We start from the raw sequence: 14,858 nt of genomic DNA on the forward strand, positions 1-14,858 counted from the left end.
CCATGCGCAAAATTGCCCTGTTCGCCCTTGCCGGTGCCCTTGCCCTGTCCGCCTGCGGCAAGAAGGAGGAAGAGCCGACGGCGACCAATAATCTGGTAGAGCCGCCGGTCGAGAATGTCATTATCGAGGAGCCGGACGCGGTGCTGCCGCCGCCGTCCAACAATGCCGTCGCGACTCCAGCCGCGCCGCCGCCCTCCGTGTCGGAACAGCAGCAGATTCAGGATGATGCCGACGCCACCGGCATGACCGCGCGCCTGCCCCAGGAAGGCGAAGAGAGCCAGCCCGCAGACGAAGCGAGCAGTTCCGCACCATAAGCCGCATCGCCCCGCTCTTGGAGCGGGGCTGCGTCTTTGCTATATTGGTATCATGGATCGCCGCAATTTCACGAAGTTCGCCGTAAGCGGACTCGCCTTTTCGTTTCTATCCGACAGCATCGGCCGGGCGGCCGTGCCAGTGGGGGCCGCGCCTTTGCCTGCGACGCCGGTCGTGCAGCCGATAGCGGCCAAGCCCTATGCGTCGCTGCTGGAACGCGCCAAGGCCGCGCTCGACCGGCATGGCGACGCTTTCACCCTGCGGGACCGGGTGGCAATCGCCGACTTTACCGCGCCGTCGAAGGATGTGCGCTTCCATGTCATCGACCTGATTGGCGGGCAGAGCAGCAGCTATCTGGTGGCCCATGGCCGCGGATCGGACCCGGCGCATAGCGGCTGGCTCCACAGTTTTTCCAACGAACCCAATTCGCTGGCCAGCAGTTCAGGCGCGTTCAAGACCGGCGAGCAATATATCGGCCAGCATGGCCGGGCGATGCGACTCATTGGGCTGGACCCGCAGAACAACAATGCCGAACCGCGCGCCATCGTCGTCCATGGCGCGGACTATGTGGGCGAGGACCATATCGCCGCCTGGGGCAAATGCGGACGGAGCGAAGGCTGCTTCGCGGTCGCGCCGCACATGCTGCCGCAATTGCTGGGGCTGCTGGGCAGCGGGCGGTTGCTCTATGCGGACAAGATCGGGGTTGCGGGTTAAGCTTTTCCAGCGTCATCCCGGCGAAAGCCGGGATCTCTGTTCTTCCGGCGCGGCGTTGCGAAGAAAAGCGGGATGCCAGCTTTCGCTGGCATGACGGGAGATGGGGGCGGTTCGTCTCCCTCTCCCGCCAGACATATTACCCCGCCTTGGCGCCCGTCAGCGCTTCGGCCGCAGGCTTGTTGGTCGCGTCGACCGAGCCATCGGCCAGCATCGTCTTGCTGAGCGCGACCGCTTCGGCCTGCAGCGCGGTGTCGGTGCTGGTCTGGCTGGCACCGATGAGGGCGGAGAGGAGGATGTTTTTCGTGACCTTGTCCGCCGCATTTTCGGATGCCGACTTGCGGGCCAGAGCCAGCGCTTCGGTATAGAGCGGGGCGGAGCCGGCCTTGTCCTGCGCGGCGAGTTTCTGGTTGCCCATCTGGATCAATATGCCCGCCAATATGTTGCGGCTGGCGGCATCAGTGGGCTTGGCTTCCACCACCTTGCGCCAGTGCGGCACCGATTCGCCGTACAGCGCGATCACCTTGTCCATCTGGCCCAGCGCGCCATAGGCGGCAGCGTCGGCATAGAGGGCGTTGGCGAGGAAATTGACATTGTCGATCTTCGACGGGTCCACCTCTACCGCGGTGCGGATGGCGGGGAGCGCGGCATCATATTTGGCGACGGCCCCGGCATTGTCGCCGGCCTGCTGGGCGGCCTGTCCGGCGGTGAAGGCCGTGACCGCGCTGTTGAAGGCGGCGATCTGGGCCGGGGTCATCTGCGCGGCGGCGGGAGCGGATTGGGCAGCAGGTGCGTCCTGAGCCGATGCGGGCGTCGCAAGCGCCAGCGGCGCGGACAGGGTCATCAGAGCGATCAGGGTGGTCTTTGCCAATGTCAGGGTCTCCTTGGTCGTTGCACCATAAATGTCGAACAGGCGAACCTCGCGCCTCTCAACATCAATAATGAACGAAGGCGCAGGCCGGTTCCCAGAGGGTCAGGGACGGCTCATCGCGCAAAAGGCTCCAGCCGTGGCAAAATCGGCGGTGCGCCGGGCGTTGCGGGCCGCTGCCTGTGCATCCTCGCCCCATTGTTCGATCTGCCACGCCTCGTCGATTTCGGCGGCCTGCCAGATGGCGTCGAGGTCATGGCCGCCATCGACAATGGCGAGGCCGCAGATCAGTGATCCGCTGAGGTTCACCAGCGTGGAGAGGCCGGCAAGCAGGAAGGGATCGAAGGCCGCGACCGCTGCGCCGAGCCGGATGAGCGTCTGTGCGGGCTGGTCGACCGGCCAGATCCCCTGCGTCACGACGAAGGCGACGTCATAGCGCGCCCGCGCCCAGTCGAGCAGCGGCTCCCATGCTGCCGCCTGCCGCTCCACCAGCGTCTGCGGCGCTTCGGCGCGGTAGCAGAGCAGGTCGCTTTCGCCATAGCGGGCGATGCTGGCGGCAAAGCTGGCATGGTTGGGGACGATATGGTCGATCGCGGCATTGGCAAGGCCGGTGAGCGGCATGGTAGCAGGATCGACGCTCTCCCCCTGCGCGCGCCATTCAGCGGCGACCGCGTCGGCCAGCGCTGGCGTGGGCAGCGCCAGCAGCGCGCGGGCGGGGGTGCGGACCGGGCGGGTGTCGAGCTGGATGGCAAAGCCTTCGTCAGCGGGAACGACGGCGACGTCCTTGTAAAAGCGCTTCATGGCTTGGTGCGCTTGAACAGGGCCAGCATCAGGCGCGGGACGACCATGAACTGGAACAGGCCGACGATGACCATGATCGCGCCGAAAGCCTTGGCCTTGTCCCCCTGCACCCAGGTGAAGCGCTGCATGATGGCGAGGAAGCCGAACATGACGATGAAGGCGCCCGACAGGCGGAACAGGCCGATGGCGAAATGGCGCTGGCGGGCGATCTTTTCGGGATCAACGGGGGGTGGAGGCGGAAAGTCGGTCATGGCGCGCCGATATGGCCGCGCAATTGCGCGCTGTCCATGGCCACGGCCTGCGCGCCCGCCGCGATGAGATCATCAGGCGCATGATAGCCCCAGGCGACACCAATACTGCGGACGCCTGCGGCCATTCCCATGTCGATGTCGAAACTCGTGTCGCCGATCATGACGGTGGTGTCGGGCGCGGCCCCGGCTTCGGCCATCGCAGTGAGCAGCATGGAGGGGTGCGGCTTGGACGGGTGGCGATCGGCGGTCTGGAGCGTGACGAAGCGGTCGATCAGGCCATGATGGGTGAGGCACAGGGCCAGGCCGCGATCCGACTTGCCGGTGGCGACGCCCAGCAGCCAGCCCGCGCGGTCCAGATCATGGACCAGATCGGCAATGCCGGGATAGAGCGGTTCGGACACGGCATTTTCGCGCCGCATCGCCTGAAACGCCAGCTTGTAGCGCTCCGAGAGATGATCGTGAAAATCCGCCTCCGCGTCCGGCAGCAGCCGGGCCATGGCGTGGGGCAGCGAGAGGCCGACGACCGAGAGGATGGCGAGGCGATCCGGCGCGGCAAGCTTCGCGTCCTCGAACGCGCGGGCCATGGCGGCGCAGATATTATGCTGGCTGTCGACCAGCGTGCCGTCACAATCGAACACGACCAGGGGGTTAGGCATCGACGCTGTCCCTATTCGCCCCCGCCGCGCGAGCGCCGCTCGCCCTTGCGGTCCTTGCGCACCTGCTTGGCGTGCTGGCGCGCGAACTTCTTTTCATCCTCGCGCGTGGGGCTGCGGTCGATCTCATCGTCCAGCGGCATGTCGCCGAGGCTCAGGTCAAAGCCGAGATCGGCCAGGCTGGAGGCGAAATGGGCGGGCAGGTCGGCCATCACGTCCACCCGGCCACCGTCGGGGTGATCGACGCGGATGCGGCGGGCGTGAAGGTGCATCTTGCGGCTGATCGTGCCGGTCAGGAAACTGTCCTTGCCGCCATATTTGCCGTCGCCCACGATCGGGTGGCCGATCGCGGCGAGATGGACGCGCAGCTGGTGGGTGCGGCCGGTATAGGGTTGCAGCTCGACCCAGGCGGCGCGGTTGCCCGCCCGTTCGATGACGCGGTAGCGGGTGCGCGCGGGCAAGCCTTCGGCTTCATCGACATGCATTTTTTCGCCGCCGGTGCCGGGTTGCTTGGCCAGCGGCAGTTCGATCATGCCGTCCGCGATGGACGGCACGCCGATAACCAGCGCCCAATAGACTTTGCGCGCGGTCCGGCTGGAAAAAGCCTTGGCGAAATGGGCGGCGGCGCGGCTGGAGCGGGCGAGCAGCAAGGCGCCCGACGTATCCTTGTCCAGCCGGTGAACCAGCTTGGGCCGCGATTCGGCGTTGAAGATCAGGCCATCGAGCAATTTGTCGACATGCTCGTCCGTCTTGGTCCCGCCCTGCGTGGCAAGGCCCGGCGGCTTGTTGATGACGATCGCCTGCGCGTCGCGGTGGATCACCATTTCCTGCACATAGGCGATCTCGTCCTCGGTCAGGTCGATGACCATGGCGCGCTTGGCGGGACGTTCGGAGGGCGCGGCCCTGGCTTCGGCGGGGGGGACGCGGATCATTTGCCCCTCGGCGATGCGATCGCCCGGCGCGGCGCGTGCGCCGTCGATGCGCAACTGGCCGGTGCGCGACCAGCGCGACACGATGTTGAAGCCGACATCGGGCAGATGACGCTGGAACCAGCGGTCGAGGCGGATGCCGTCATCGTCGGGCTGGACCCGATATTGGCGCACGTCGAGCGAGACGCCCTTGGCCGCCGATGGCTTGGGCGCGGCGGCCTGCACCACGGGTGCTACCTTGGCGGCGGCGGGCTTGGCAGCGGGCTTTTTCGGGCCGGACTTGAACGGCGGCTTGAAGGCGGGCTTGCCGCCCTCCCCCTTGCGCGCGGTCGCCGCCTTTGCGCCGCCACGGGCGCGACCGGGCGCCCCGGTCGGCTTGCCGGGGGCGGATTTACCGGCAGCGGGCTTGCCGAAGCCTTTGCCGGGGGCTGCTTTGCCAGCGGCGGCTTTGCCGGGGGCAGCGGGTTTGCGACCGCGCGGGGCGTCGCTCTTGCCGGGAGGACGGCCCTTCATGCCACGACACTCCGCATCAGCGACAGGCCCAGCGCCAGCGCCACGACGGCGCCGATCACCGACGCGAGCGCATAGGCCAGTGCGACGAGGATCTGGCCGCGCTCGATCATCAGCAATGTTTCCAGGCTGAAGGCGGAGAAGGTGGTGAAGCCGCCCAGCACGCCGACACCCAGTAGCAGCCGCATCGGTTCGCCCGACGTCATGCTGCCGCGCGCCAGCCAGCCAGCGAGCAGGCCCATGGCGAAACCGCCGATCAGATTGGCCGCGAACGTACCCCACGGCCAGGTCGCGCCCGGCGTCATCGCGCCCAGGAAACGGCCCAGCTGATAGCGCAGCGCAGCGCCCACCGCGCCACCGCCCATAACAAGGAAAATATTGGTCATGCCGCTGCCCCTACAGGCAAATGGCGATCAGGGGAATGGGGCGGTCCGATTCCGCCCCTTTGCCCCTATTTGCCGTTGTCGGCGATGATGTCGACGCTGGTCTTGCCGCCCGGCGCGTCGGTGAAGAGGATGAAATAGGCGCTGCCATCGGCCTTGCGCGTACCGCCCAGCACATGATCGCCGCCCAATATCTTATGTTCGCCATCATAACCGGCGCGGCGGGCGAGGGTGTAATAATAGTCCATCACGCCTTGGCGCGGCGCGGGTGTCACGAAACTGGCGGCACGCAGGGTGCAGCCATTGCGTTCCGCGCCCGCCGCTTCGGTCAGTTGCGCGCCGGGATAGAGGGTGAAGGGATCGGGCAGGCGCTGCGCCCATTCCATGCCGTAAGCGAGCTGCTTGCTGCAATGGGCGTTGCCGCCGTTGCGCGACGCCTGTTCGCGGGCGACTGCGCCCAAGGTGACGGTCGATGCCATCGCGTCGCCTGCACTGGGCGCGGGCGCGGCGAGCAGCTTGCCGCCCGCCTGTTGCAGCGCCGCGGCCTGCGCCTTGCCTGCGTCGCCACTCAGCAACGGCACTGCGCCATTGGCGGGACGGTCGGCGGGGCGCACGGCGTTGCGATTGGACTGGCCGACCAGTTGGGGGTCGACCACGATCGGGTCGGCCAGCGCGCCTTTCAGCGCCGGATCGACCGCATTGTTGGTGAGTTGCGCATCGAGCGCGGCGAGGCTGGCATCCTTGTCCCCCTTGCCACAGGCGGCGAGCGCCAGCGTCAGCGTGATGATGGAAACGGACCTGAAAAACGCCATGCTGCACTCCTTCGTAAACAAGGCATGAAGAGTGCGGGTTAATTTTTCGTTAGGACTTTTGGTGAATCGCAGTGAAATTCCGCATCATCGGGCCAGTTTCTGCTTACTGGCCTGCCTGTTTACCTTGTGGCCAAGCGACGGAACGGCCATTTAGGCCGGATGCTAAATATATTATCCGGCTTTATCGGCCTTGTCACCCTGGTCCTGATGATCCCCGCCTTCATTCCGTTGCTGGGCGCATTGAACTGGCTGCTGGTGCCCATGGCGCTGTTCGGCGCAGTGATCGGCATGATCTCTTCGCGCAATGGCGGGCGCAATTTCTGCCTGATCGTCGCGGCGTTCGGCGCGCTGCGGCTGTTCCTGGGCGGGGGGATTTTCTGAACCCGACGCACAATTATACGCGCAATGGCCTGATCGCTGCGATTGTCGCCTATACCGCCTGGGGGATGCTACCGCTCTTCTTTCGGCTGGTCCATCATGTCGATCCGATCGAGATCGTCACCCAGCGGGTGCTGTGGTCGCTGTTGCTGATCGTCACGCTGCTGGCGGCGCGGCGGGGACTGGTCCCGCTGATGACGGCATTGCGCGAACGGCGGCTGATCCTGCCGCTGGCCGCTTCGGCGCTCATGATCGCGATCAACTGGCTGGTCTATGTGTGGGCGGTCAATGATGGGCATGTCGTCGCAACGAGCCTGGGCTATTTCCTCAACCCGCTGGTCAATGTCGCGCTGGGCGTGGTGGTGCTGAAGGAAAAGTTGCGACGTCCGCAAATGCTGGCGATCGGCGTGGCGGCGGTCGGCGTTGCCATATTGGCGGCGGCGGCGCTGACGACCTTGTGGATCAGCCTGACGCTGGCGATCAGCTTTGCTTTCTATGGCCTGTTGCGCAAAATTACGCCAGTCGCGCCGATGACGGGCCTTGGCGTCGAGACGCTGTTGCTGACGCCGCCAGCCATTGCTTACCTGATCTGGGAAGCGGGCCATGGCGGGGTGAGTTTCGGACAGGATGCCGGGACGACTGCGCTACTGGTGATTTCCGGCGCGGTGACGACAGTGCCGCTGGTGCTGTTCGCCATGGCGGCGCAACGGCTGCCCATGGCGACGCTGGGCATATTGCAATATCTGGCCCCGATGCTGCAATTTTTCTGCGGCGTCGTGCTGTTCGGCGAGACATTGAGCCAGGGCCAGATGCTGAGCTTTGGACTCATTTGGATCGCGCTGATCCTGTTTGCGACCGATGGCGTGCGGATGGCCCGGCGGAACCGGGTGGCGACGGTTTAATCATAGCCCGTTCGTTTCGAGGGGGCCGAGAGTGGTTTCTCGACTTCGCTCGAAACGAACGGAGGTAGGTGTCAGGAAAATTCCGTCGCCTCGAAACGCACGGCTTCGCCCACAGCTTCGTTGGCCAGCCCATCTTCCCACATCACGCGATTGCCGCGGATGATGGTGCCGATCGCCTTGCCGGTCAGCTCCATCCCCTCGAACGGGGACCAGTTGCAGCGCGAGGCAAGCCAGTCGCTGCCCACGGTCCAGCGTTTTTTCAGGTCCACCACGGTGAAGTCGGCGTCATAGCCAAGCGCGATCCGGCCTTTGCTGACCAGCCCGAACACACGTTGCGGGCCGGAGGAGGTCAGTTCGATGAAGCGGCGCAAAGTCAGCCGCCCCTCCGCCACATGGTTGAGCAGCAACGGCACCAGCGTCTGGACACCGGGCATCCCGCTGGGGCTGGTGGGATAGGGCTTGGCCTTTTCCTCGATCGTATGGGGGGCGTGATCGCTGCCCAGCACATCAGGCACGCCCTGATTGAGCCAGTGCCACAGCCCATCGCGGTGCGCGCCCGACCGGATCGGCGGGTTCATCTGCGCATAGGTGCCAAGGCGCGGATAGGCCTCCTCCCCCGCCAGCGTCAGATGCTGGGGCGTGACCTCGCAGGTCGCGATATCCTTGTTCTGGCCGATATAGGCCAGTTCGGCGGGCGTGGTGATGTGCAATATGTGGATGCGGCGGCGCGCGGCGCGGGCCAAGCCGATGATGCGTTTGGTCGCGATCATCGCGCTCTCATCGTCGCGCCAGACCGGGTGCGAGGACGGATCGCCCGCCAGAGCGTAACCTTTGCGCGCATTCATCCGCGTTTCGTCTTCGGCATGGATGGCGACGCGGCGGGTGCCGCTGGCCAGCACGCGGGCGAGTGCATTGTCATCGTCGACCAGCAGGCTGCCGGTCGATGCGCCCATGAAAATCTTGACCCCTGCGGTGCCGGGAATGCGTTCCAGATCGCGCAGATGTTCGGCATTGTCCGCCGTCGCGCCGACATAGAAAGCATGATCGCACCACATGCGATGATGGGCGCGTTGCAGCTTGTCATGGACGCGCTCTGCCGTGTCGGTATTGGGATTGGTGTTGGGCATTTCAAACACGGCGGTGATGCCGCCCAGCACCGCGGCGCGGCTGCCGGATTCGAGATCTTCCTTATGCTCCAGCCCCGGCTCGCGGAAATGGACCTGACTGTCGATGCAGCCGGGCAGCACGTCGAGGCCGGTGCAGTCGATCACCTCGCCCGCGTCGCCAAGGCCCGTGCCGATCGCGACGATCCTGCCGCCGCGCACGCCGACATCGGCCTGCTCCGCGCCGCCCGGCGTGTGGATGGTGCCGTTCTTCAGGATCAGGTCGAAAGTTTCGGACATGGTGGCTCACCGCTTGGATATGGAAGTCGCCTGTCCTACCTAAAGCCGATGACCGGCACCACCCTCACCGACCGCGCGATCCTCAGAATTTCAGGGGAGGAAGCGCGACCCTTCCTGCAAGGCCTGCTGACGCGCGATGTTTTGACGCTGGCACCCGGTGCGCCGCGCTGGACCGCGTTGCTGACCGCGCAGGGGAAAGCGCTGTTCGACATGATGTTGTGGGCTGATGGCAATGACGTGCTGATCGACTGTGAGGCGGCGCAGGCCGATGCGCTGGCCAAGCGGCTGACGCTGTATCGGTTGCGGCGCAAGGTCGCGATTGCCCGCGACGAGTCGCTGGCGGTGCATTGGGCGCTGGAGGCGGCGGACAGGCCGCACGATCCGCGCTTGCCTGCGCTGGGACATCGCTGGATTGCTGCGCTGGGGGATGGCGACGCGGCGGCGGCGTTTCGCGCGCATAGGCTGGCCTTGGGCGTGTTCGAGGGCGCGGGCGAGCTGGGGCAGGACCAGACGCTCTGGCTGGAAACCAATGCCGGGGAACTGAACGGGGTCGATTATGACAAGGGCTGCTATGTCGGGCAGGAAAATACCGCGCGGATGCATTATCGCGCCAAGGTGAACCGGCGGCTGGTCGCGGTGCCGCTCCGCCAAGCCGACGAGAAAAGGCAGCGGGCGGCACTGCCGGACATGGGGCTGTCGATCGAATTGCGGCGGGTGGAAACGCTCGATCCCGCTACCCTGCCCGACTGGCTCGCGGCGGCGGTTGCGGATCAGGCCGCGGCGGAATGAAGCGGCTGCTGCTCACGCTATTGGGCGCGCTGGCTTTCGCCACCCCGGCCCTCGCCGACACGCCCTGGACGCTGGTCAAAACCTACCCGCATGATTCCACCGCCTTCACCGAGGGGCTCTTTTTCCATGACGGGGCGCTGTATGAAAGCACCGGACTGGAGGGGCAGTCGGACATTCGCAAGGTGCGGCTGAAGGATGGCAAGGTCATCCAGCGGCGCGTGCTGGAGCCGCGCTATTTTGGCGAGGGGATCGTCAATTGGGGTGACCGGCTGATCAGTCTGACCTGGCGCCATGGGCAGGGTTTCGTCTGGAAGCTGGCCGATTTCGCGCCGGTCGGGGATTTTCGCTATGCGGGCGAAGGCTGGGGGCTGACGCAGGACGGGCGACATATCATCCAGAGCGACGGCAGCGCGCAATTGCGCTTCCTTGATCCCGACACGCTGGCCGAGCAGCGGCGCATCACCGTGACGTGGAACGGGCGCGCGGTCGAGCGGCTCAATGAGCTGGAATATGTGCGCGGCGAGATTTGGGCGAATGTGTGGTATGAAACGAAGATTGCCCGGATTGATCCCGCGACCGGCGCAGTGATCGACTGGATCGATGTCGCGCCGTTGATGAAGGCGGCGGGCGTGCGCGATAGCGAGGCGGTGGCCAACGGGATCGCCTATGATGCGGCGAAGGACCGGGTTTTCATCACCGGCAAATATTGGCCGAAGCTGTTTGAGATACGGGTTGGGAAGTAGGCTTACCGCTTCCAGCGCGCCCAGATGGCGGTGGGAAGCAGCAGCCCGCGCGCTTCTTCCCGCACCGCCAGCTCGCCCACTTCAACCTCGCCGGGCAGGTCGGCAAAGGCTTGACGCAGCAGTTCGCCGATCGCGAGGGCCGACATGCGGACGGCATAGACGGTCAGGAACAGGAAACGGCTGTCGGCGTCGAGCAACTGGCGGCAATTGGCGATGAGCGCGGGAAGATCTTCCTCCAGCCGCCAGACTTCGCCATCGGGGCCGCGGCCATATTTGGGCGGGTCGAGCAGGATGCCGTCATAGCGGCGGTTGCGCCGGACTTCGCGCGCGACGAATTTGGCGGCATCCTCGACGATCCAGCGCACGGGCCGGTCCGCCATCCCCGACAGGTCGGCGTTGGCGCGGGCCTGCGCGACCGACTTTTTCGACGCATCGACATGGACCATGCGCGCGCCGCTGGCCGACATGGCGAGCGTGCCGACGCCGGTATAGCCAAACAGGTTCATGACTTCGGCGTCGGGCTTGTCGGCGGTGCGTTCGCGCATCCAGTCCCACACCGGGGCCATGTCCGGGAAGAAGCCAAGATGGCGGAAGGGGGTGCAGCTCGACTGGAAAGTCACGTCCTTCCATTTGAGCGGCCAGCCTTCGGCAGGGACCGGCTTTTCATAGAACCAGCGTCCCCCGCCCTCCTCATCCGAGCCGGGGACGAATTCGCCGTCCGCTTTCCAGTTTTCGGTCGCGGGCGCCCACATCGCCTGCGGTTCGGGGCGGATGAAGCGGAAGCGGCCGTAGCGTTCCAGCTTGCGGCCATAGCCCGAATCGATCAGGCCATAATCGGCCCAGGGTTCGCCGATGAGGGTCTTGAGTTCCACTTTTCAACAACCTCCGTTCGCCCTGAGTAGCCGCTGAGCGAAGTCGAAGCGGCATATCGAAGGGTGAGTAGCGCGCTTATGCTTCGATACGGGCCTTCGACAAGCTCAGTCCCTACTCAGCACGAACGGTAAAATATATGCCGATCAGCCGCGCGGGGTCGCGCGTTCGGCGACATAGGCGGTGACCGCCTCGAACGTGCCGGGCAGCTTCACATAGCTTTCTTCACGCGCGAACAGGTCGCCAACGCGGGCGGGGAGCGGCGGGCGGGTGCCGGTGGCGCGCTCGACCGCGTCGCGGAACTTGGCGGCGTGGGCGGTCGCCAGCGTGACCACCGGGATCGACGGGTCGAGATCGGTCGCCTGCGCCGCGGCCAGGCCGATGGCGCTGTGCGGGTCGATGATCTGGCCCGCCGCGTCATAGGCCCAGCGCATCGCCATGGTCATGCCGTCGGCGTCGATCCGGGCGGAGGTGAACAGGCCTGCCGCGCCCTCCTGCTGCGCATTGGTAAGGCGCATCGCGCGGGTGGCTTCGAAGCCGCCCATCTGTGCCGCCAGCGCCAGCCCGTCGCGCCCGCCCGCGTCGAACAGCAGCCGCTCAAAATTGGAGCTGACCTGAATGTCCATGCTGGGGGTGGCGGTCGGGACGACCTGGCCCTGGCTATAATCGCCCTGCGACAAGGCGCGATGGAGAATGTCGTTGACGTTGGTGGCGACGATCAGCTTGGCGACCGGCAAACCCATTTTCGCCGCGACATAGCCGGCGAACACATCGCCGAAATTGCCGGTCGGGACCGAGAAGGCGACCGGGCGTTCAGGCGCGCCCAGGCGCACGGCGGCGTAGAAATAATAGACGACCTGCGCCATCAACCGCGCCCAGTTGATCGAGTTGACGGCGGACAGGTTGAAGCGACGCTTGAAATCGGCGTCGTTGAACATCCGCTTCACCATCGCCTGCGCATCATCGAAGCTGCCCTCGATCGCGATATTATGGACGTTGGGCGCGCGTACGGTGGTCATCTGCCGCCGCTGCACGTCCGACACGCGGCCTTCGGGGTGGAGCATGAAGATGTCGATCTTCTCGCGCCCCGCCACCGCGTCGATCGCCGCCGAGCCGGTGTCGCCCGACGTCGCACCGACGATGGTCAGGTGATCGTCGCGGCGCGACAGGAAGCGCTCGAACAACTGGCCGAGCAATTGAAGCGCGACATCCTTGAACGCCAGCGTCGGGCCATGGAAGAGTTCGAGCAGCCAGTTGCGATGATCGAGCTGAACCAAAGGCACGACCGCATGATGGCTGAAACGGCCATAGGCGGCCTGGCACAATTCGCGCAGTTCGGCCTCATCCAGCGATCCGGCGACGAACGGGGCCATGACCCGGACGGCGGTTTCGACATAGGATAGGCCGGAAAGGGCGCGAATGTCATCGGGCGAAAAGGACGGCCAGCTTTCCGGCACATAGAGCCCGCCATCGGACGCAAGGCCCGCCAGCGTGACATCCTCAAAACCGAGCGCCGGTGCGCTACCCCTGGTGCTGACATATTGCATGATGGGGAAGCGCGGTAGCGATGCGCGCGCTTGTGGGCAAGCTTTTAGGGCGAGTTGGGCGCGTTGCGGCGGCGCAGGGCGAGAATATAGATGATCGCGGCAACAATCGCGAAGAAGAACCACTGCACCGCATAGGCGAGATGATTGTTGGAGACGTCAGCGGCGCTGGGCGGGGCCGAGGGTTTGAGGCCCGCAGGTGCCGTGCGGGCGATCAGCATCGGGCGCAGCGGCATGGCCTTGCCGCCGATGCGGGTCAGCAGCGCGCGGTGGTCGGGTTCTTCGCTGATCCAGCCTGCCACCTGCCCGCCGGTCCAGGCGACCTTGGCGTCGGGGCGTTCCGTCACACCGAGTGCGACCAGCGCGCCCGGTCCTTCCGCCCCGGTGGCGCATTGGGCGATGTGGCGATAGCCGGTGGAGCCATCGGCGGCGCGGCCTGCCTCGACCTGCCAGCCGACAACGCGCAGGCATTGGACCGACGAGGGGCGGAAGAGGATTTCGGGCGATACCGGCGGCAATTGCGGGAAAGCGACCGGGGGACGGGCCGGGTTGCTAGCGGCCAGTTGCAGCGCCTGCGCCTTTTCCGCGCGACGCTGGAACTGCCAGATGCCAAGGCCGATCATGACCAGCACGGCGGCCACGACGATGATGGTCGGGATGACGGGGATGCGCGACTTGCTCATGCGTCCGGGCCTTTGCTGGCGATGCGGCCTTCGCGGGCGCGGTTACGATATTCCAGCGTCAGCAGCGCGCCCTTGGCAACACGCAGGCTGGCGACCACGGCGATCGTGGTGAGCGGGGTCCAGAGCAGGATATGCACCCAGAGCGGCGGGTGGAGATTAAGTTCCAGCGCCAGCGCCAGCACCACCATCAGCGTGCCGACAATCAGCGTCAGGAAGGCGGCGGGACCGTCGCCGACATTGAACTGGACATAGTCGAGACCGCAGGCGCGGCAGCTGGATGCGAATCGGACCGGGCCGTCGAACAGGGTCGCCGCACCGCATTTGGGGCAAGCACCCCGCGCGGCATCGACCAGAAGCGGCGCGGCGGGGCGGACGGGTTCAACGGGGGTTATCATGGGGCTGGCATAGCGGGCGGCGGCCCAAAAGAAAACGGCCGGGGACAAGCCCGGCCGTTATTCATTGTATCAAGGATCGCCAGGCGATCAGCCGCCGTGGACTGGCGCGCCCCAGCCACCCCAGACATAGATGGCGACGAAGAGGAACAGCCACACCACGTCGACGAAATGCCAGTACCAGGCAGCGGCTTCAAAGCCGAAATGCTGGCGCGGGGTGAAGTGGCCCTTATAGGCGCGGACCAGATTGACGATCAGGAAGATCGTGCCGACCAGAACGTGGAAACCGTGGAAGCCGGTCGCCATGTAGAAGGCCGAGCTATAGGGGTTGCCGCCGAAATCGAACGGGGCATGGGCATATTCATAGGCCTGCACGCAGGAGAAGATTGCGCCCAGAATGATGGTACACCACAGACCCTTGATCAGGCCGTCGCGGTCGCCGTGGATCAGCGCGTGATGCGCCCAGGTGACGGTGGTGCCGGAGCAGAGCAGGATCAGCGTGTTGAGCAGGGGCAGCTCAAAGGCGTTCATGACTTCCACGCCCTTTGACGGGAACAGGCCGTCGATCGGGGGCAGCGCGCTGGGGAACAGCGAGAAGTCGAAAAAGGCCCAGAACCAGCCGACGAAGAACATCACTTCCGATGCGATGAACAGGATCATGCCGTAGCGCAGGTGCAGCTGGACGACCGGGGTGTGATCACCCGCATGGGCTTCGGCCACGACATTGGCCCACCAGCTGTAGAAGGTGAACAGCACGCCGGCGAGGCCGAGCAGGAACACCCAGCCGCCGCCAGCGGGCAGCGCGTCGGGGTGCATCCACATGATCCCGCCAAAGGCCATGACCAGCGCCGACATGGCGCCAAACAAGGGCCAGATGCTGGGCGGGAGAATATGATAATCGTGATTCTTGGCGCCTGCCATGAC

The 14,858-nt window shown here is 65.6% G+C and carries 19 protein-coding genes; 6 read left to right on the plus strand and 13 right to left on the minus strand.

What is annotated here, in order from left to right:
• Positions 1 to 2 precede the first annotated feature (2 nt).
• Together ACODR8_RS02270 and ACODR8_RS02275 are read left to right on the plus strand one after the other, a co-directional pair.
• The gene (locus ACODR8_RS02270; RefSeq protein WP_489005760.1) at positions 3 to 314 is read left to right on the plus strand and encodes a hypothetical protein; all 312 of its coding nucleotides are present in this window, start codon (positions 3 to 5) and stop codon (positions 312 to 314) included.
• Positions 315 to 366: 52 nt separating this feature from the next.
• A complete protein-coding gene (locus ACODR8_RS02275; RefSeq protein ID WP_489005761.1) occupies positions 367 to 1,026 on the plus strand; it encodes a murein L,D-transpeptidase catalytic domain family protein in 660 nt (219 codons plus the stop codon).
• A 136-nt stretch (positions 1,027 to 1,162) separates the two neighbouring features.
• Here the strand turns inward: ACODR8_RS02275 and ACODR8_RS02280 are convergent, their stop codons facing one another.
• The 7 genes from ACODR8_RS02280 to ACODR8_RS02310 all read right to left on the minus strand — a co-directional run bounded on the left by ACODR8_RS02280 (position 1,163) and on the right by ACODR8_RS02310 (position 6,230).
• The gene (locus ACODR8_RS02280) at positions 1,163 to 1,867 is read right to left on the minus strand and encodes a hypothetical protein (RefSeq protein ID WP_489005834.1); all 705 of its coding nucleotides are present in this window, start codon (positions 1,865 to 1,867) and stop codon (positions 1,163 to 1,165) included.
• A 129-nt stretch (positions 1,868 to 1,996) separates the two neighbouring features.
• Complete coding sequence (locus ACODR8_RS02285) at positions 1,997 to 2,692, minus strand: ATP12 family chaperone protein (protein WP_489005762.1); 696 nt, start codon at positions 2,690 to 2,692, stop codon at positions 1,997 to 1,999.
• Positions 2,689 to 2,943, minus strand: coding sequence for a hypothetical protein (locus tag ACODR8_RS02290; RefSeq protein ID WP_119745159.1), 255 nt, complete (start codon positions 2,941 to 2,943; stop codon positions 2,689 to 2,691). The genes ACODR8_RS02285 and ACODR8_RS02290 overlap by 4 nt, the downstream gene beginning before the upstream one ends.
• Entirely contained in the window at positions 2,940 to 3,599 is a 660-nt protein-coding gene (locus ACODR8_RS02295) for an HAD-IA family hydrolase (protein ID WP_489005763.1), read from the minus strand. The genes ACODR8_RS02290 and ACODR8_RS02295 overlap by 4 nt, the downstream gene beginning before the upstream one ends.
• Before the next feature lie 11 nt (positions 3,600 to 3,610).
• On the minus strand, positions 3,611 to 5,038 hold the full coding sequence (locus tag ACODR8_RS02300) for an RluA family pseudouridine synthase (protein WP_489005764.1): 1,428 nt from the start codon (positions 5,036 to 5,038) through the stop codon (positions 3,611 to 3,613).
• The gene (gene crcB / locus ACODR8_RS02305) at positions 5,035 to 5,421 is read right to left on the minus strand and encodes a fluoride efflux transporter CrcB (protein ID WP_489005765.1); all 387 of its coding nucleotides are present in this window, start codon (positions 5,419 to 5,421) and stop codon (positions 5,035 to 5,037) included. The genes ACODR8_RS02300 and crcB overlap by 4 nt, the downstream gene beginning before the upstream one ends.
• A 65-nt stretch (positions 5,422 to 5,486) precedes the next feature.
• The gene (locus ACODR8_RS02310) at positions 5,487 to 6,230 is read right to left on the minus strand and encodes a hypothetical protein (RefSeq protein ID WP_489005766.1); all 744 of its coding nucleotides are present in this window, start codon (positions 6,228 to 6,230) and stop codon (positions 5,487 to 5,489) included.
• 159 nt (positions 6,231 to 6,389) lie between these two features.
• Here ACODR8_RS02310 and ACODR8_RS02315 point away from each other — a divergent pair, with 159 nt between their 5' ends.
• Positions 6,390 to 6,611 carry a hypothetical protein gene (locus tag ACODR8_RS02315; RefSeq protein ID WP_119746088.1) on the plus strand — a complete coding sequence of 74 codons (222 nt, stop codon included), beginning with the start codon at positions 6,390 to 6,392 and terminating at the stop codon, positions 6,609 to 6,611.
• A gap of 32 nt (positions 6,612 to 6,643) precedes the next feature.
• The gene (gene rarD / locus ACODR8_RS02320; RefSeq protein WP_489005835.1) at positions 6,644 to 7,510 is read left to right on the plus strand and encodes an EamA family transporter RarD; all 867 of its coding nucleotides are present in this window, start codon (positions 6,644 to 6,646) and stop codon (positions 7,508 to 7,510) included.
• 71 nt (positions 7,511 to 7,581) lie between these two features.
• On the opposite strand, the gene ACODR8_RS02325 is transcribed toward rarD, so the two are convergent.
• A complete protein-coding gene (locus tag ACODR8_RS02325; RefSeq protein ID WP_489005767.1) occupies positions 7,582 to 8,913 on the minus strand; it encodes a dihydroorotase in 1,332 nt (443 codons plus the stop codon).
• Positions 8,914 to 8,961: 48 nt separating this feature from the next.
• Between ACODR8_RS02325 and ygfZ the strand changes: the two genes are divergently transcribed.
• Together ygfZ and ACODR8_RS02335 are read left to right on the plus strand one after the other, a co-directional pair.
• Positions 8,962 to 9,702 (plus strand): CAF17-like 4Fe-4S cluster assembly/insertion protein YgfZ, encoded by a 741-nt coding sequence (ygfZ, locus tag ACODR8_RS02330; RefSeq protein ID WP_489005768.1) that lies wholly within the window; start codon positions 8,962 to 8,964, stop codon positions 9,700 to 9,702.
• Positions 9,699 to 10,445, plus strand: coding sequence for a glutaminyl-peptide cyclotransferase (locus ACODR8_RS02335; RefSeq protein ID WP_489005769.1), 747 nt, complete (start codon positions 9,699 to 9,701; stop codon positions 10,443 to 10,445). Before ygfZ ends, ACODR8_RS02335 begins: the two co-directional genes overlap by 4 nt.
• A 2-nt stretch (positions 10,446 to 10,447) precedes the next feature.
• On the opposite strand, the gene ACODR8_RS02340 is transcribed toward ACODR8_RS02335, so the two are convergent.
• The 5 genes from ACODR8_RS02340 to ACODR8_RS02360 form a co-directional block, all read right to left on the minus strand.
• Positions 10,448 to 11,317, minus strand: coding sequence for a class I SAM-dependent methyltransferase (locus ACODR8_RS02340; protein ID WP_489005770.1), 870 nt, complete (start codon positions 11,315 to 11,317; stop codon positions 10,448 to 10,450).
• A gap of 144 nt (positions 11,318 to 11,461) precedes the next feature.
• Positions 11,462 to 12,862 carry a threonine synthase gene (gene thrC, locus ACODR8_RS02345; RefSeq protein ID WP_489005771.1) on the minus strand — a complete coding sequence of 467 codons (1,401 nt, stop codon included), beginning with the start codon at positions 12,860 to 12,862 and terminating at the stop codon, positions 11,462 to 11,464.
• A 44-nt stretch (positions 12,863 to 12,906) separates the two neighbouring features.
• Positions 12,907 to 13,542: an SURF1 family protein gene (locus tag ACODR8_RS02350; RefSeq protein ID WP_489005772.1), complete on the minus strand. Its 636-nt coding sequence runs from the start codon at positions 13,540 to 13,542 to the stop codon at positions 12,907 to 12,909.
• Entirely contained in the window at positions 13,539 to 13,937 is a 399-nt protein-coding gene (locus tag ACODR8_RS02355; RefSeq protein WP_489005773.1) for a DUF983 domain-containing protein, read from the minus strand. Before ACODR8_RS02355 ends, ACODR8_RS02350 begins: the two co-directional genes overlap by 4 nt.
• Before the next feature lie 87 nt (positions 13,938 to 14,024).
• Complete coding sequence (locus ACODR8_RS02360; protein WP_489005774.1) at positions 14,025 to 14,855, minus strand: cytochrome c oxidase subunit 3; 831 nt, start codon at positions 14,853 to 14,855, stop codon at positions 14,025 to 14,027.
• Positions 14,856 to 14,858 lie beyond the last annotated feature (3 nt).

The sequence above is a fragment of the Sphingobium sp. FG58 genome (genome assembly GCF_057809055.1).

What these genes read in the sequence shown, in the direction of transcription:
- ACODR8_RS02270 (WP_489005760.1), top strand. Translation starts at nt 3, where the DNA reads ATGCGCAAAATTGCCCTGTTCGCCCTTGCCGGTGCCCTTGCCCTGTCC.
- ACODR8_RS02275 (WP_489005761.1), top strand. Translation starts at nt 367, where the DNA reads ATGGATCGCCGCAATTTCACGAAGTTCGCCGTAAGCGGACTCGCCTTT.
- ACODR8_RS02280 (WP_489005834.1), bottom strand. Translation starts at nt 1,867, where the DNA reads ATGACCCTGTCCGCGCCGCTGGCGCTTGCGACGCCCGCATCGGCTCAG.
- ACODR8_RS02285 (WP_489005762.1), bottom strand. Translation starts at nt 2,692, where the DNA reads ATGAAGCGCTTTTACAAGGACGTCGCCGTCGTTCCCGCTGACGAAGGC.
- ACODR8_RS02290 (WP_119745159.1), bottom strand. Translation starts at nt 2,943, where the DNA reads ATGACCGACTTTCCGCCTCCACCCCCCGTTGATCCCGAAAAGATCGCC.
- ACODR8_RS02295 (WP_489005763.1), bottom strand. Translation starts at nt 3,599, where the DNA reads ATGCCTAACCCCCTGGTCGTGTTCGATTGTGACGGCACGCTGGTCGAC.
- ACODR8_RS02300 (WP_489005764.1), bottom strand. Translation starts at nt 5,038, where the DNA reads ATGAAGGGCCGTCCTCCCGGCAAGAGCGACGCCCCGCGCGGTCGCAAA.
- crcB (WP_489005765.1), bottom strand. Translation starts at nt 5,421, where the DNA reads ATGACCAATATTTTCCTTGTTATGGGCGGTGGCGCGGTGGGCGCTGCG.
- ACODR8_RS02310 (WP_489005766.1), bottom strand. Translation starts at nt 6,230, where the DNA reads ATGGCGTTTTTCAGGTCCGTTTCCATCATCACGCTGACGCTGGCGCTC.
- ACODR8_RS02315 (WP_119746088.1), top strand. Translation starts at nt 6,390, where the DNA reads ATGCTAAATATATTATCCGGCTTTATCGGCCTTGTCACCCTGGTCCTG.
- ACODR8_RS02325 (WP_489005767.1), bottom strand. Translation starts at nt 8,913, where the DNA reads ATGTCCGAAACTTTCGACCTGATCCTGAAGAACGGCACCATCCACACG.
- ygfZ (WP_489005768.1), top strand. Translation starts at nt 8,962, where the DNA reads ATGACCGGCACCACCCTCACCGACCGCGCGATCCTCAGAATTTCAGGG.
- ACODR8_RS02335 (WP_489005769.1), top strand. Translation starts at nt 9,699, where the DNA reads ATGAAGCGGCTGCTGCTCACGCTATTGGGCGCGCTGGCTTTCGCCACC.
- thrC (WP_489005771.1), bottom strand. Translation starts at nt 12,862, where the DNA reads ATGCAATATGTCAGCACCAGGGGTAGCGCACCGGCGCTCGGTTTTGAG.
- ACODR8_RS02350 (WP_489005772.1), bottom strand. Translation starts at nt 13,542, where the DNA reads ATGAGCAAGTCGCGCATCCCCGTCATCCCGACCATCATCGTCGTGGCC.
- ACODR8_RS02355 (WP_489005773.1), bottom strand. Translation starts at nt 13,937, where the DNA reads ATGATAACCCCCGTTGAACCCGTCCGCCCCGCCGCGCCGCTTCTGGTC.
- ACODR8_RS02360 (WP_489005774.1), bottom strand. Translation starts at nt 14,855, where the DNA reads ATGGCAGGCGCCAAGAATCACGATTATCATATTCTCCCGCCCAGCATC.